Origin of the sequence: Roseovarius sp. TE539 (assembly GCF_003298505.1) — a bacterium.
Lineage (GTDB): Bacteria > Pseudomonadota > Alphaproteobacteria > Rhodobacterales > Rhodobacteraceae > Roseovarius.
The window spans coordinates 49,477-65,254 of sequence record NZ_QNGB01000010.1 but is presented as its reverse complement, the minus strand read 5'-3'; the positions used below and the strand labels follow the sequence as shown (position 1 = coordinate 65,254).

At 63.3% G+C, this 15,778-nt stretch carries 13 protein-coding genes; 6 read left to right on the top strand and 7 right to left on the bottom strand.

The genetic code is table 11. The features are described 5' to 3' along the window. Positions 1-54: 54 nt before the first annotated feature. Complete coding sequence (locus tag DQW77_RS08300; RefSeq protein WP_113257747.1) at positions 55-1,407, top strand: aminotransferase class III-fold pyridoxal phosphate-dependent enzyme; 1,353 nt, start codon at positions 55-57, stop codon at positions 1,405-1,407. 20 nt (positions 1,408-1,427) lie between these two features. On the opposite strand, the gene DQW77_RS08295 is transcribed toward DQW77_RS08300, so the two are convergent. Next, positions 1,428-1,715 (bottom strand): hypothetical protein, encoded by a 288-nt coding sequence (locus tag DQW77_RS08295; RefSeq protein ID WP_113257746.1) that lies wholly within the window; start codon positions 1,713-1,715, stop codon positions 1,428-1,430. A gap of 82 nt (positions 1,716-1,797) precedes the next feature. Then, on the bottom strand, positions 1,798-5,379 hold the full coding sequence (locus DQW77_RS08290; RefSeq protein WP_113257807.1) for a hydantoinase B/oxoprolinase family protein: 3,582 nt from the start codon (positions 5,377-5,379) through the stop codon (positions 1,798-1,800). Between the two features lie 134 nt (positions 5,380-5,513). On the opposite strand from DQW77_RS08290, the gene DQW77_RS08285 reads away from it, so the two are divergent. The 5 genes from DQW77_RS08285 (at position 5,514) to DQW77_RS08265 (ending at position 10,369) form a co-directional block, all read left to right on the top strand. Further along, complete coding sequence (locus DQW77_RS08285) at positions 5,514-5,945, top strand: TIGR01244 family sulfur transferase (RefSeq protein ID WP_113257745.1); 432 nt, start codon at positions 5,514-5,516, stop codon at positions 5,943-5,945. Continuing rightward, complete coding sequence (locus tag DQW77_RS08280; RefSeq protein ID WP_113257744.1) at positions 5,942-6,676, top strand: 2-dehydro-3-deoxygalactonokinase; 735 nt, start codon at positions 5,942-5,944, stop codon at positions 6,674-6,676. The genes DQW77_RS08285 and DQW77_RS08280 overlap by 4 nt, the downstream gene beginning before the upstream one ends. Before the next feature lie 82 nt (positions 6,677-6,758). After that, positions 6,759-7,751 (top strand): deoxyribose-phosphate aldolase, encoded by a 993-nt coding sequence (gene deoC, locus DQW77_RS08275; RefSeq protein ID WP_113257743.1) that lies wholly within the window; start codon positions 6,759-6,761, stop codon positions 7,749-7,751. A 36-nt stretch (positions 7,752-7,787) separates the two neighbouring features. Further along, positions 7,788-8,018, top strand: coding sequence for a hypothetical protein (locus DQW77_RS08270; RefSeq protein WP_113257742.1), 231 nt, complete (start codon positions 7,788-7,790; stop codon positions 8,016-8,018). Between the two features lie 23 nt (positions 8,019-8,041). Next, positions 8,042-10,369 carry an aldehyde dehydrogenase family protein gene (locus DQW77_RS08265; protein ID WP_404947930.1) on the top strand — a complete coding sequence of 776 codons (2,328 nt, stop codon included), beginning with the start codon at positions 8,042-8,044 and terminating at the stop codon, positions 10,367-10,369. Positions 10,370-10,382: 13 nt separating this feature from the next. On the opposite strand, the gene DQW77_RS08260 is transcribed toward DQW77_RS08265, so the two are convergent. The 5 genes from DQW77_RS08260 to purH form a co-directional block, all read right to left on the bottom strand. Beyond that, positions 10,383-11,687: a pitrilysin family protein gene (locus tag DQW77_RS08260; protein ID WP_113257740.1), complete on the bottom strand. Its 1,305-nt coding sequence runs from the start codon at positions 11,685-11,687 to the stop codon at positions 10,383-10,385. Beyond that, positions 11,684-13,015 (bottom strand): pitrilysin family protein, encoded by a 1,332-nt coding sequence (locus tag DQW77_RS08255; RefSeq protein WP_113257739.1) that lies wholly within the window; start codon positions 13,013-13,015, stop codon positions 11,684-11,686. The genes DQW77_RS08260 and DQW77_RS08255 overlap by 4 nt, the downstream gene beginning before the upstream one ends. Positions 13,016-13,111: 96 nt before the next feature. Continuing rightward, entirely contained in the window at positions 13,112-13,633 is a 522-nt protein-coding gene (locus tag DQW77_RS08250) for a DUF3035 domain-containing protein (protein WP_113257738.1), read from the bottom strand. 52 nt (positions 13,634-13,685) lie between these two features. Then, positions 13,686-14,156 (bottom strand): signal peptidase II, encoded by a 471-nt coding sequence (lspA, locus tag DQW77_RS08245; protein WP_113257806.1) that lies wholly within the window; start codon positions 14,154-14,156, stop codon positions 13,686-13,688. 10 nt (positions 14,157-14,166) lie between these two features. Beyond that, positions 14,167-15,765, bottom strand: a complete 1,599-nt coding sequence (gene purH, locus DQW77_RS08240; protein ID WP_113257737.1) for a bifunctional phosphoribosylaminoimidazolecarboxamide formyltransferase/IMP cyclohydrolase — start codon at positions 15,763-15,765, stop codon at positions 14,167-14,169. Between the last annotated feature and the right edge of the window lie 13 nt (positions 15,766-15,778).

Below are 15,778 nucleotides of genomic sequence, written 5' to 3'. Positions count from 1 at the left end.
GGCGCATTCCGGTGTCAGGATTTGATCAAATTGACCCGCACTCCGGAGCGCCCCATGAAAGACGACAACTTCCTGCGCGAGATGAACGCCCGCAATCTCTGGCATCCAATGGGCCATCCGGGCGACGCGCAAACCAATGCGCCCAAGATCATTAAAAGCGCCCAAGGCGTTGAAATCACTGATATCGATGGTCACAGCGCGGTGGATGCAGTGGGCGGCCTCTGGTGCGTGAACCTCGGCTACTCGAATCATGTCGTCAAACAGGCGATTTCCGATCAGCTATTTGATCTTCCTTATTATTCTGCCTTTGCGGGCACCACGAACCCACCCGCGATAGAAGCATCATGGGCAGTACAGCAATTTTTTGCTCCCGATGGAATGGCACGCGTCTTCTTCACCTCGGGCGGGTCTGATTCGGTCGATACCTGTCTGCGGCTCGCCCGACAGTATCACCGCATTCGCGGCCAACCCGCCCGCACCAAGTTCCTGAGCCTGAAGAAAGGCTATCACGGGACTCATTTCGGCGGCGCTTCGGTCAATGGGAACAATCGGTTCCGAATAAATTACGAACCATTGCTATCGGGCTGCTTCCACCTTCCCAGCCCTTATACCTACCGCAATCCGTACGGGGAAACCGACCCCGTCAGACTGTCCGAAAGCATCGCCGCAGCGGCGGTGGACGAGATCGAATTCCAGGGCCCGGACAGCATCGCCGCCTTCATCATGGAGCCGGTGCAGGGCGCGGGCGGCGTGATCGTGCCCGATGCGAGCTTCATGCCGCGCATCCGCGAGATCTGTGATCGCTACGGCATCCTCTTGATTTCCGACGAGGTCATCACGGGCTTCGGGCGTCTCGGGGATTGGTCCGGCGCCCGGCACTGGGATGTGCGGCCCGATATGATGAGCGTCGCCAAGGGCATAACCAGCGGATATTTCCCGGTTGGCGCCGCGCTGATGAGCGATGGTGTCGCCGAGGTGTTCGAGGGGGCGGGTGCCGCCGACGGTAGCATCTGGCACGGCTACACCTATTCTGCCCACCCGGTCGGCGCCGCGGCCGTGATCGCGACACTGGCCGAGACCGAGCGCCTGGACCTGAAGGCCAATGCAGCGGCGCGCGGCAAGCAACTCTTCGACGGTGTTCGCAAACTCGCCGAAACGCATGATATCATCGGGGATGTGCGCGGCGGTCACGGCCTGATGACGGGGATCGAACTGGTCAGTGACAAGGCGGCCAAGACGCCGATGGATGCCACGACAATGGCACGCATCCATCACGCCACCTACGAAGCTGGCGCCATGGTCCGGCTTGGTGCGCACAACATCCTCATGTCACCGCCTCTCACGATCTCGGAGGAAGACGTCAACAGGGTTCTCTCGGCACTGGACAAGGGGTTTGCCGCAGCCTGAGCCGGAAATGGAAACCCCACTCAGTCAAAACGGTTATAGGCTGACCGCATGGCCTGGCTCATGGCGTCCCACGCCTTGTCGGCGCCCGCTTTCACGTCGTTCCATGCCTCGGCCTGCGCCTCTCGGACCTTCTCCAATTCCTGTTCCATGGCTTCGCGACGCTTCTTGAGATCCTCGATGTTTTCCTCGTATTTGAGTCTTGCATCTGCCTGGGCCTGTTCGGCCTTGGCCTGGAACTTCGAAATCTCGGCGTTCCACTCGTCCAGCTTGGCCTGGAGTTTCTGTTGATATGCTTGTTTTTCATCCATGAATTCATTCCTTCTATTCTGTCTGTCCGATCACCTGCAAGGTGGCCGCTCCCTGTCGAGGTAAGAGGATCCGGCGGCGGGTTCAACCGCTGCGCCCGCCCCATCCGCCGCCACCGGGCGTGGCCATGGCGAACACGCTCTGGGCGGGCAGCTCGATCTCGTCATTGCCTTGCATCTCGCGGCATGTGCCGTCCGGCAGCTCGGCCCAGTTGCGGCCCAGCTTGCCGGGTCCGCCGCCATCCACGCCGAATGGCGCCACCCTGCGATGCGAGCACAGCGTCGTAACAGTGACCGGAACAAGAAACCGCATCCGCCGCAGAACCCCGTCGCCGCCGTGCCACTCGCCTTTTCCGCCCGACCCTTCCCGGACGCCAAACTCTTCCAGTCGTACGGGAAATCGCTTTTCCAGAATCTCGGGATCGGTCATCCGTGTGTTGGTCATGTGGCTTTGCACCGCGTCGCAACCATCGAAGCCCGGCCCGGCCCCGGTGCCGCCGGCGATGGTTTCGTAATTCTGGAACTCGTCATTGCCCCAGACGAAATTGTTCATCGTCGCCTGGCTTCCGGCGATCACGTGCAACGCGCCGTAAAGAGCGTTGCAGGTGGCCTGGCTCACCTCGGTATTGCCCGCGATAACCGCCGCAGGATAAACGGGGTTGAGCATCGAACCGTCCGGCACCACGATCCTGAGCGGTTTCAGGCATCCTTCGTTCAGCGGGATCTCGTTGCCCACCATTGTTCGGAAGACATAGAGCACGACGGCGTCACAGATCGAACGCGGCGCGTTGTAGTTGCCGGAGTGCTGCGTGCTGGTGCCGGTGAAATCGATAACCGCTTCCCGCGCATCATGGTCTACGCTGACCCGGACCTCGATCGTCGCGCCATGATCCATCGGGTAGCTGAAGCGACCGTCATGCAGCCTGTCGATGACACGCCTCACGCTTTCCTCTGCATTGTCCTGCACGTGACCCATATAAGCCTCGACAACCTCGAGACCGTACGTTTCCACCACCTTCATCAGCTCCTGGCGCCCCGTCTCGTTGGCGGCGATCTGCGCCTTCAGGTCAGCCATGTTCTGCGCCGGATTGCGGCACGGGTAACGTCCTGATGCGAGCACGCGTTCGGCCTCGGCCTCCCGCAGCGTGCCGCGGTCAACCAGCTTGAAATTCTCGATCAGCACACCCTCTTCGTCGATATGGGTGCTGTCAGGCGGGGCGGACCCCGGAGTCCGTCCGCCGATATCCGCGTGATGACCGCGTGATCCGAGCCAGAACGCCGGGCGCCCCTGCACAAAAACCGGGGTAACCACCGTTACGTCAGGCAGATGCGTGCCGCCCTGAAAGGGGGAATTGAGCATGAAGGCGTCACCGGGCTTCACATCGGGATTCAGCCGCATCACGGTTCGGATCGAATCGGACATCGAACCCAGATGCACGGGCACATGCGGCGCGTTCGCCACCAGATCACCCGCCGCATCGAAAATGGCACAGGAAAAATCCAGCCTTTCCTTTATGTTGACCGACCACGAGGTATTGGCCAGCGTCACGCCCATCTGGTCGGCCACCGACATGAAGAGGTTGTTGAAAACCTCCAGGAGAACAGGGTCCACCCGGGTTCCCGCGGCATTGTCCCGGGCCTTGTCGGCAATCCGCTCGAACAGCAGATTGCCCATCTTGTCCACCCGAACGGCCCATCCCGGTTCGACCATGTTGGTCCCCGTGGGTTCGGTGATCACGGCCGGCCCGGTGATCCGCGCGGCAGGATCAAGCCCGGAGCGTTCGTAAAACGGTACCCCGGCGCTCTCACCGGACAAATGCACGGGAATCCGGGCCTTCGGCGCACCATCACCGCTTGGCAGGGCGGCGCCCGGGCTTTGTCCCGTTCGGCCGATCGCCTCTGCGCTGAGCATGTCGAAAAGGATCGCGCGCTCGGGGGAATGAAAACCGAAACGCTGGATATGCGCGGCCTCGAAATCCGACTGCATCCGCGCTGTATCCCCGAACGTCACCTCAAGCGGCTGGTGCGAACCATCGTAGCGAAGATGCGCCCGGCGTTCGGTTCCGATGTCGCGAATGCCCTGGCTTTCCACTTCGTCATGCGCCTCCCGCGCGATACGCTCAAGCACCTCGCCCGCATCGCCCATCTCGGAGAGCGGTGCATCGAACTGCACCTCGCGCATGGCCCGCACTTCTGCCAGTCCCATCCCGTAGGCCGACAGCACCCCGGCATGGGGATGCACCAGAACCCGTGACATGCCCAGTGCATCGGCCACCAGGCAGGCATGCTGCCCGCCGGCACCGCCGAAACACTGGAGCGTGTAGCCCGTCACGTCATGACCGCGCTGAACACTGATCTTCTTGATCGCGTTGGCCATGTTGTCCACGGCAATACGCAAGAACCCCTCGGCCATTTCTTCAGGGGCACGGCATGCCTCGCCCGTCTCGCGGCTGACGGTTTCGGCCAGGGCCTCGAATTTCCGGCGCACCGCTCCGGCATCAAGCGGCTGATCACCCTCCGGGCCGAAGACATGCGGGAAATGCTCCGGGTTGAGCTTGCCCAGCATCACGTTGCAATCTGTCACGGTCAGCGGCCCGCCGCGCCTGTAACAGGCCGGCCCCGGATCGGCGCCCGCGCTTTCGGGGCCGACCTGAAACCGCCCGTCCTCGAATTTGCAGATGCTGCCGCCCCCGGCTGCGACGGTATGAATATCCATCATCGGGGCACGCATCCTGACGCCCGCCACCTCGGTTTCGAAACTGCGCTCGTAGTCTCCGGCATAGTGGCTAACATCGGTCGAGGTGCCGCCCATGTCGAACCCGATGAGTCTGTCATGTCCCGCCGCACGTCCGGTCTTGACCATCCCCACGATCCCACCGGCCGGACCCGACAGGATCGCGTCCTTGCCCTGAAACAGCTGCGCATCGGTCAATCCGCCATTCGACTGCATGAAGAGAAGCGAATTACAGGCCCGCCCCAGATCCAGGGCGTCGGCGACCTGATCGACATAGCGGCGCAGGATCGGCGAGAGGTAGGCATCCACGACGGCCGTGTCGCCGCGGCCGACCAGCTTGGCCAGCCTGTTCACCTGATGGCTGGCGGTGATCTGCGAAAACCCCACATCCCGTGCGATCTCGGCCACCCGCACCTCGTGCGCGGGGTTGAGGTAGGCGTGCAAACCGGCGATCGCGACAGACCGGATCCCCTTGTCATGCGCGGCTTGCAATGCGCGGCGCGCCCTGTCCTCGTCAAGCGGACGGACGACTGCCCCTTCGGCATCCAATCTCTCGTCAAGCTCTGCCACGTCTTCATAGAGCAGATCCGGCCGCCGGACTTCGAGGTCGAAAAGGCGCGGGCGCGTCTGGTACCCGATCCTGAGCAGGTCGCGAAAACCTCCGGTCACAAGCAACAGCACCCGCTCGCCCTTGCGTTCGAGCAGCGCGTTCGTTGCCACTGTGGTACCCATTTTCACCGCCCTGATCGCACCGTCGGGAAAATCCTCATGCCTGCCCATGACCTCTCGGATACCCTGAACCGCGGCATCCCGGTAACGCTCGGGATTCTCCGACAAGAGCTTGTGAGTGTGCACGTCTCCAGCGGGATCAATCGCGACCACATCGGTAAATGTGCCGCCCCGGTCGATCCAGAATTCCCACTGTCCGCTCATATCGCACTCCCCGGTCACGCGCGAACGTTTGGCTGCAAGCCGCGGAATGTCAACGCCGGGCGCCAATCCCGCGGGGCATTGAAACACCCCGGCATTTCACGGCATATGATCCCGAACCCAAAGGGGAGGCACAGATGGACACGCGCAGCATAACAGATGATTTCGCTGTATCGCCACAGATCACGGCCGAGGATATTCCGGAACTGGCCCGCCACGGCTTCCGGTCGGTCATCTGCAATCGTCCGGACGGCGAAGATCCGGGACAGCCCGATTTCGATCAAATCGCATTGGCGGCAAGGGATGCCGGCATCGAGACATGCTGGATTCCCGTCGCGTCCGGCGTGGTGACAGGCGAGGCAGCACGGCAATTTCGCGAGGCCCTTTCTGACATGCCCGGCCCGGTCCTGGCCTATTGCCGCAGCGGCACGCGTTGCACGATGCTCTGGAGCCTGGCGCAAATCGGGCGGATGGAGACCGACCGTATCCTCGAGGTCACCGGGAAGGCCGGATATGACATGTCGGGGATACTGCGTCAGGCAGGGGCCGGGCTTGGCGGTCCCGCATGAGGCCCGGCTGGGCGGCCGTCGGGCCGGCACCGGGCGAAGGGTTTATGGCCTGTGCCATGCATGGCCCCGAACCGGGCCGGACCGCAACCGGAACGTCCGAAGCTGAAGCTCTCGATGCAGCCGGTGTGAAAGGCGGAAGGGTCGTACGTGTTGATCATGGCCCGGCCCTGTCTTTGCCAGCGCCGATTCTGCCCGAGTCCGGCCCTGATCTGCCCCCCTTGGCGCAGGAACAGCCACGCGATCTTGTCAGCGGTTGGCTGCGCCTGCGGGTGGCCGGCGCGCTGGCGGAAGATCGCAACTGGGACGGAGTCATCTGCGCTGCGGAAGGAGGCGTGAGCCATTGGCTGCATGTCAGCGCCAATGAAGTCGTAAGCAGCCGTGGATTCCTCACCTGGCGGCTGGTCACCGCGCTTGGCGGGGCGCCCGACCGGGCCGACATGACCGCACTCACCGACAGTCTCAGCCGTCCGGCACAACTGGCTGCGGATCTGCGCAGCGCCGAACTCGGGGGGGACACCGCGGCGATGACCGGGCATCTGATCGGGGCGGAGCTGGCGGCTGCGCGGCCCTACTGGCTGGGTCAGGAGGTGATCGTCGTTCATCCGTCTGCAACCGCGTCGAGCCATGCCCGGGCATTGACGGCGCAAGGCGTACCGGTCAGCGCGAAAAAGCCCGACAGGCTGCTTGGAAAGGGCCTCGGCGTTCTGGGGATGGCCCTCGGGCTTTCGTGATCGGCCTGCCGCCGGGGTGTTCTTGCCACCGGCGAACGTCCGTGCAACGCTTGACCGGAGTCATTGCAACCGAGGGCCGATCATGACGACCCGCCAGGAAGATACCCGAGCACAACTGCCTCAGGCGGTCGAACATCGCAATCCGGGGTTCGATCAGCTGGATGACGGCTGGTTGCGCATGGTGCAGGCCAACTCCTCGGCGATCGAACGCCGCTGCGCAACCCTGCCGGGGCGGCGCAGCGTCAAGAAGGCTCATCAGGCGGCGTGGCTGTGCCGCGCAATCAGTTGCATGGATCTGACCACGCTCAGCGGGGATGACACGCCCGGGCGCATGACGCGACTTTGTGCCAAGGCGCGCCAACCGCTGCGCACCGACCTCCTGATCACGCTCGGCATGCAGGAACTGACGGTTGGCGCCGTCTGTGTCTATCACGAAATGATCGCCCCGGCACGCCACGCACTGGCCGGCAGCGGCATTCCCGTCGCGGCGGTGTCGGCCGGTTTCCCCGCCGGTCTTTCGCCCTTGCGCCTGCGGGTGGCCGAGATCGAGGAAAGCGTTGCTGCCGGCGCAGCGGAAATCGACATCGTGATCTCGCGCCGCCATGTCCTGACCGGCGACTGGCAATCCCTCTTTGACGAGATCCGTGCCTTCCGCGACGCTTGCGGGCCGGCGCATCTCAAGGCGATTCTTGCCACCGGAGAGCTGGGGAGCCTGCGCAACGTCGCCCGCGCCTCGCTGGTCGCGATGATGGCGGGTGCCGATTTCATCAAGACATCCACCGGCAAGGAAAGCGTCAATGCGACCCTGCCGGTTACACTTGTGATGTTGCGGGCGATCCGTGACTATCACGCCCGAACCGGATTTCGCGTGGGTTACAAGCCCGCCGGCGGGATCTCGAAGGCCAAGGACGCGCTGATCTACCTGGCTCTTGTCAAGGAAGAGCTGGGGGATGCGTGGCTGACACCTGACCTGTTCCGCTTCGGCGCCTCGTCGCTTCTTGGCGATATCGAACGCCAGCTGGAACATCACGTGACCGGCGCCTATTCCGCGGGGTGGCGCCATGCGATGGGATAATCATCTTCGCAAAAAATAGATTAGTGAGGTTATTCAATGGCTGACAGAAACGATCTTCAAGAATGGGTCTATGAAGCGGTAAAAAGCAATGGCGGAACGGCTTCAGTTGTCGAAGTTGCAAAGCATATCTGGGACCAGCACGAGGACGAACTGAAGGCCTCTGGTGATCTTTTCTACACTTGGCAATACGACATGCGATGGGCAGCTGACAAATTGCGGAAGGCAAACCGATTTGCCCTTTCGGGCAGAAAGTGGGCTCTTAGGTGAGAATCAAGGGCATATACCAGAGCATGGAATATGGCCCCGCCCCCGAAAGCGCGGCGGAGGCCCTGGCCTGGCTCGTCGATCAGGGCGACAGTTTCGGGCATTTCATTAATGGCGCGTTCACGGAAGCCCGCAGTGATTTCACCGCCCGGAACCCTGCCACCGGCGAGGTGCTTGCTGCGCTGACACAGGCCCGTACCGAGGATGTGGACCAGGCCGTTGACGCCGCACGCCGCGCGCATCCCCGGTGGGAAGGGCTTGGCGGGCACGGTCGCGCGCGATGCCTTTATGCAATCGCACGGCTGATCCAGAAGAATGCGCGGCTCTTCGCGGTCCTGGAAACCCTGGACAATGGCAAACCCATCCGCGAGAGCCGGGACATCGACATCCCGCTGGTCCACCGGCATTTCTATCACCATGCGGGCATGGCGCAGCTGATGGCGTCGGAATTGCCCGGCCGCCGGGCTCTGGGTGTCTGTGGGCAGATCGTGCCCTGGAACTTCCCGCTCCTGATGCTGGCATGGAAAGTTGCCCCGGCTCTGGCCATGGGAAACACCGTGGTACTGAAGCCTGCGGAATGGACATCCCTGACGGCTCTGCTCTTTGCCGATATCTGTCGCCGCGCCGGTCTGCCCGACGGCGTGGTGAATATCGTGACCGGCGACGGCACGGTCGGCGAAATGATCGTGGCGCACGACGGGATCGACAAGATCGCCTTCACCGGATCCACGGCCGTGGGCCGGCGCATCCGTGAGATCACGGCGGGGAGTGGCAAGGCGCTGACGCTCGAGCTGGGCGGGAAATCGGCTTATGTGGTCTTCGATGACGCCGATATGGATTCGGCCGTCGAAGGTCTGGTCGATGCGATCTGGTTCAACCAGGGAGAGGTCTGCTGCGCGGGCTCCCGGCTTCTGGTGCAGGAGGGGGCCGCGGAACGGTTCCATGAACGCTTGCGCGCGCGCATGGACAAGCTGCGCATCGGTGATCCACTGGACAAATGCGTTGATGTCGGTGCGATGGTTGACGCGGCGCAACGCGACAGGGTGGCCGAGATGGTCGGCAGTTCGGCCGCCGGGATCCGCTATACGCCACAAACCGCCCTGCCCGAACACGGCGCGTTCTATCCACCGACCCTGATCACCGGCCTGACACCCTCCGATACCCTGATGCAGGAAGAGGTCTTCGGGCCGGTCCTCGTTTCCACGACATTCCGGACCCCGGCCGAGGCGGTCACGCTTGCCAACAACACACGTTACGGGCTTGCCGCCTCGGTCTGGTCCGAGAATATAAACCTTGCTCTGGACGTGGCACCGAAACTGGCCGCAGGGGTGGTCTGGATCAACGGCACCAACATGCTCGACGCCGCCGCCGGATTCGGCGGGGTCCGCGAAAGCGGCTTCGGGCGCGAAGGTGGATGGGAAGGGCTTTCGGCCTATTCGAAAGCCGATGAGAAGACCAAACCGCTCAGCCCTGTCACCCCTTTCACCGGAGAGCCGGACCGCCCCGCCGGCAGCGGGGCAATCGACCGCACGGCGAAGTTGTTCATCGGCGGCAAGCAGGCCCGCCCGGACGGGGGATATTCCAGCGATGTCTACGGCAAGACGGGCCGCTTCCTTGGGCAGGCGCCGCTGGCCAATCGGAAGGACCTGCGAAACGCTGTCGAGGCCGCACGCGGCGCCTCCGCCTGGTCCCGGACCACGGGGCACAAACGGGCGCAGATCCTCTACTACATCGCCGAGAACCTTGCCACGCGGGCCGATGAGTTCGCCGACCGTCTGAATGCGATGCTGGGCGGACGCTCCGCGATGAAGGAGGTCGAGACGTCGGTCGAGCGCCTGTTCACCTATGCCGCCTGGGCTGACAAGTACGACGGGCAGGCGCATGGCGTGCCGATCCGGGGGGTCGCGCTTGCCATGCGCGAGCCGGTGGGCGTGATCGGGGCATTCTGTCCCGATGACGTGCCGCTATTGGGGCTAGTTTCGGTCCTAGGGCCGGTTCTGGCAATGGGCAATCGCGCGGTGATCGCCGCCTCGGAGCCGCATCCCCTTGCCGCCCTGGATTTTTACCAGGTTCTGGAAACTTCCGACGTTCCCTCCGGTGTTGTGAACATCCTCACCGGGCGCCACGAGGAGCTTGCGCCGGTCATGGCCGCACACATGGATATCGACGCGGTCTGGAGCTTCTCGTCCTCGGACCTGTCGGCGGTGATCGAACGCGAAAGCGCCGGCAACCTGAAGCGGACCTGGGTCAACAATGCCCGCACGCGTGACTGGGCCGGGGCCGCCGGTGAAGGCCGCGCGTTCCTGGAGGCCGCCACCGAGGTCAAGAATATCTGGGTGCCCTACGGAGAGTAGCCCGGGTACGGCCCTACTGGCCCAGGTTCTCGGGCTTGCCCGCCACCACGAAGGTGAGCTTTCCGGGCTGCAAACGCTCTTTCGCGACGCGGTTCACATCCTCGAGGGTGACAGCGTTGACCCTGTCATTGCGGGTATCAATATAATCCCGGGACAGCCCCTCCATCTGCATGAGCACAGCAATGTCCGCGATCGGACCATTGCCGTCGAACCGCAATGGATAGGCGCCGGTCAGGTAAGTCTTGGCATCCTGCAATTCCTTCGCGGTCACGCCCTCGTCCCGGATCCGCGCCCATTCCGCCCGGATCACGGCGATCGCCTCGGCAACCCTGTCATTCGCGGACGACACCGACCCCATCCAGAGCTGCGCGCCATCCTTGTCCATCAGGTACGAGTAGACACCGTAGGTCAGGCCGCGTTCTTCGCGCACCTCCCGCATCAGTCGGCTTTCGAAGGAGCCGCCACCAAGAATGTGATTAAGCAGATAAGCAGCGAAGAAATCCGGGTGATCACGGTCAATCCCGGGCTGGGCGAAGGTCGCCACCGATTGTGGCGTGTCGAACTCCTTGACAACGACGCCTCCGGGAAGCGTGGGGTCCGCCGGGCCCGGCAACGGCGCGCCCCGCTCCGGAAGATCCCCGAGAAGACGATCAAGCAGGGAGGCAAGCTCGGTTTCGGTGATGTCTCCGACAGCACTCACGTAAATCCGGTCGCGGGCCAGGGCCGCGGCATGCGCGGCGTCAATATCTGCCCGGTTCAGTGCCTTCACGCTTTCCACCGTGCCCTGCCTCGGGCTGCCATAGGGATGCTCTCCGAAAACCAGCTCATCGAGGGCCCGCCCCGCGATGTCGCGGGGATCCTTGAGGTCGGACCGGAGGCCCGAGATCACCTGCCGCTTCACGCGCGCCACGGCCGCCTCGTCAAAACGCGGATTCACCAGGCTCTCACGCAGGAGTTCAACCGAGGCGTCACGGCCCTCGCTGAGGAACTTGGCCGAAACGGAAATGCTGTCGTCGCGGGTCCGGTATGAAAAGGATGCGGCTAGCGCCTCGGTCGCGCGGGCAAAGGCCCGGGCATCCATGTCACCGGCGCCCTCTTCCAGCAATCCCACCATCAGGTTCGTGGCGCCCCTTTTGCCGGGTCGGTCCAGCGCGGCACCACCACGGAACCGCAGTTCCAGCGCCACGAAGGGAATCGAATGATCCTCGACGAGCCAGGCATTGATCCCGCCCGGTGTCGTGACCTCCTTGATATCAACGCCGGCACGCGCCGGAAGGGCGGCCAACGCCGCGATCAGAACCAGTGCGAAGCGAATCATTGGGTCACCTCCGGTGCGGAAATCCAACCCGTGACGGCCCGTTTCCTGTCCAGCACCTCTTCGGCGGCCGTCATTATATCCTCTTCGGTAACTGACCTGAGAATATCGGGCCAGGCCTGAACATCCTCCACCGTAAGTCCCTGCGTGAGCGCCCGGCCGTAGCGGCGTGCCAGAGAGCCGACATCGTCGCGCTCATAGATACGGGCGGCCCGTACCTGCGTCCTGATCCGGTCAAGCCGTTCGGGTTCCACCCCCTCGGTCATGAACCCGGCCACCGCCCGGTCCAGCGCCGCCTCGGCCTCTTTCAGGGTCACGCCGGGGGCCGGCACGATCCCGATGTTGAATGTCGTGTCATCAAGCGACCGCCCACTGTAATAGGCCCATGTCTGCACCGCGACCTGCGTCTCGAACTGAAGCTTCTCCGCCAGTACAGAGGTGGTGCCACCACCAAGGATCTCGGCCAGAAGGGTAAGTGCCGCCGCCTTTTCCTGCGCACCACTGTCACGCTCGGGAGCGATGTAGGAGCGGCTGACATAGGGCTGCGCCACACGCTCGTCCTCGAACAGGACACGACGTTCGGCCAGTTGCGGCGGCTCCTGCGGGCGCACGCGGCGCGGCAGGTCGGGATTTGCGGGCAAAGTGCCGTAGTACTCCTTTGCCAAGTCCCGCACATTGTCGGGCTGCACATCCCCTGCGACCACCAGAACAGCGTTGTTGGGCGCGTAATACGTATCGTAGAAATCCAGCGCCGCCTCCATGTCCAGGCGCTCCATCTCGTGACGCCAGCCGATGATCGGCACGCCGTAGGGGTGGTTCATGTACTGCGCCGCGCGCTTCTGTTCACGGAAAAGGGCCGAAGGATTGTTCTCGACCCTCTGGTTGCGTTCCTCGATGATCACATCCCTCTCGGTCGCTATGTCGCTCTCTTCGAGTTTCAGGTTGACCATGCGGTCGCTTTCCATCCTCATCATCAGTTCAAGACGGTCTGCCGCGACCCGCTGGAAGTAGGCGGTATAGTCATGGCTGGTGAACGCGTTGTCGCTGCCGCCATTGCGTGCGACCGTGGCCGAGAATTCTCCGGGTTCCAGGGTTTCGGTACCCTTGAACAGAAGATGCTCCAGGTAATGCGCCACGCCCGAAACGCCCGGCTTCTCGTCCGCTGCTCCGGCCTTGTACCAGACCATCTGCACCACAACAGGCGCGCGGTGATCCTCGATGACCACGACTTGCATGCCATTTTCGAGATCGAATTCGGTAACCTGCTCTTCGGCGGCGGCCGGCAATGCCGCCGCGGCCATGCTCATCAGTGCCAGTATGATCGCACGCATCGGATGTGCCTTTCGCCCTTGCCTGTCGAAAAGATACGGCGGCTTTGGTACTGTTCAAGCCCGCTGACGTCGATGTGACCCGCGCGGCGGGTTTCTTCAGTCCTTCGGCGGGGCGGACGGTGTCTTGACACCACGCCGTCTCAGCCGGTTCAGCTCCGCGTAGGGATCAAGCCATTGCCGCCGATAGGCGTTCACGTAATCGTCATTGCGGCCGATGTTGAGGATGTTGACCCGGCCATGACGGCGCCGCACTTCCTTGTCCTCTGCCGCGAGGACCTGCCGGATGTCCGGTTGAACGCCATAACGCCGGGCTTGTCCGACGAGCGCCTCGTCGCGGGCCGAAACCCCGGTTCGCGCCGCTGCGGAAGGATCACCACCAAGGGCGGCTATTCCTTCAGCCTTCGGATCCGGATCCGTCCTGTTCGCGCCGCCCGGTGCCGGCGGCGGCAGCTCCGAATAACTCTCCGGCGCCTCCAGCGGCTTGCCCGGAAGGACCGAGAACTCGTCGGGGCCTTCCCCTGTATTCTTGATACGGGTGAGGCGAACATCACGATCCCTGTCGGCACAGGCCGTAATCGCCAGTGCGAGGATCAAGATCAAGCCGTGCGGCATCCTCATCGTCAGCCTCCTGCAGAATTCGCGCCAGATTTACCGTATCGCCACGCCAAGGTCACGGGGCCTTTTTGCCGGGACTGAAAATCACCATGCCCAACGCACCGGCAAAGACCGCGATATCCGCGACATTGAAGGCGTAGGGATTGTCCAGGCCGCAACAAGACATGTTCAGGAAGTCCGCCACCGCGCCGTAAAGCAGCCTGTCCACGACATTCCCCATTGCTCCGCCGACCAGAAGGCCGGCGGCGATTTTCTGCCACCTGCCTCCGGGTTCATGATGCACCCACCAGATCACGGCACCCGAAATCACGAAAGCCACCATGATCAGGCCCCATCGAACAAGATCGGAATCACGTGCCAAAAGCCCGAAATTGATCCCGTAATTCCACGCCATCCGAAGGTTCAGGAACGGCGGCCAGACATCCACCGCCCCAAGGGTGCGCAGGTTCATTGCATGCACCACGGCATATTTCGTCACCTGATCAAGCAGGAAGGTCCAGAAGCCGACCCAGAAAACCAGACGCATGGCGATCATCCTAGTGCCTGAAGTGGCGCAAGCCGGTAAAGACCATGGCGAGCCCGGCCTCGTCCGCGGCTGCGATCACCTCCTCGTCCCGCATCGACCCGCCGGGCTGGATCACCGCCGTGGCACCGGCCTCGGCCGCTGTCAACAGCCCGTCCGCGAAGGGAAAGAACGCGTCCGATGCCACCACGCTGCCCCGTGTCGGCGGTGCGTCGAGGCCAAGGGTGCGTGCCATGTCCTCGGCCTTGCGTGCCGCGATCCTGCAACTGTCCACACGGCTCATCTGACCGGCCCCGACGCCAACGGTAGCACCGTCCCTGGCATAGACGATCGCATTTGACTTCACATGCTTTGCAACCCGCCAGGCAAACAGCATGTCGGCCGCCTCACGCGCGTCGGGTAGGCGCTTCGTAACCACGCGCAGGTCGCCGGGTCCGACACGGCCGTTATCCTTGTCCTGCATCAGGAACCCGCCGGACACCTGCCGGATCGTCAGCGCCGCCGCCGCCGGATCGGCCAGTCCGCTGGTCGTCAGCAGGCGCAGGTTCTTCTTTCCGGAAAAAATGCGCAACGCCGCGTCATCGGCGCCGGGCGCGATCACAACTTCGGTGAAAATGCCGGCAATCTCCTCGGCCGTATCGCCGTCCAGCGGCCGGTTCAGCGCCACGATTCCGCCAAAGGCGCTTGTCCAATCACAATCGTAGGCGCGCGTGTAGGCCGCCTTGAGGGTGTCCCCACGCGCCACCCCGCAGGGATTGGCATGCTTTATGATCGCACAGGCCGGCTCTTCATCCGAGGCAAACTCGCTGACCAGTTCGAACGCCGCGTCCGTATCATTTATATTGTTATAACTCAACGCCTTGCCCTGAACCTGCGTGGCCGTGGCGACACTGGGCCGTGCCGATCCATCGGTATAGAACGCCGCCGCCTGATGCGGGTTCTCGCCATAACGAAGGGTCTGCGCCAATGTGCCGGCAACGGCCCGGCGCCGCGGTGCGGCGTCGTTCAGCGCGCCAGCCATCCAGGATGACACGGCCGCATCATAAGCCGCGGTGCGGGCATAGGCGTTGAGCGCCATGCGCTGCCGGAAAGCACGGGTCGTGGAGCCGTCATTCGCCTCCAGTTCGGAGACGAGCGGCGCATAATCCTCGACGTCAACCACGACAGTGACGGCACCGTGGTTCTTGGCCGCCGCGCGAATCATCGCCGGCCCGCCGATATCTATGTTCTCGATGCAGGTGCCATAGTCGGCGCCCATCGTTACCGTGTCCTCGAATGGATAGAGGTTGACCACCAACAGGTCGATCGGCGGGATCCCGTGGGTTTCCATTGCCGCTGCGTGACCGGCATCGTCCCTCAATGCCAGCAATCCACCATGTACATTGGGATGCAGGGTTTTCACACGGCCGTCCATCATCTCGGGAAACCCGGTAATCTCGGATACGTCGCGCACAGCCAGACCCGCGTCGCGCATGGCCCTCGCACTGCCGCCTGTGGAAACAAGTTCGACCCCCATACCAGCGAGCGCCCGGCCCAGTTCGATCAGCCCGGTCTTGTCTGAAACGGAAAGAAGCGCACGGCGAACGGGCGCGGGATCGGCGGAATCGGTCATGGCAAGTCCTGGA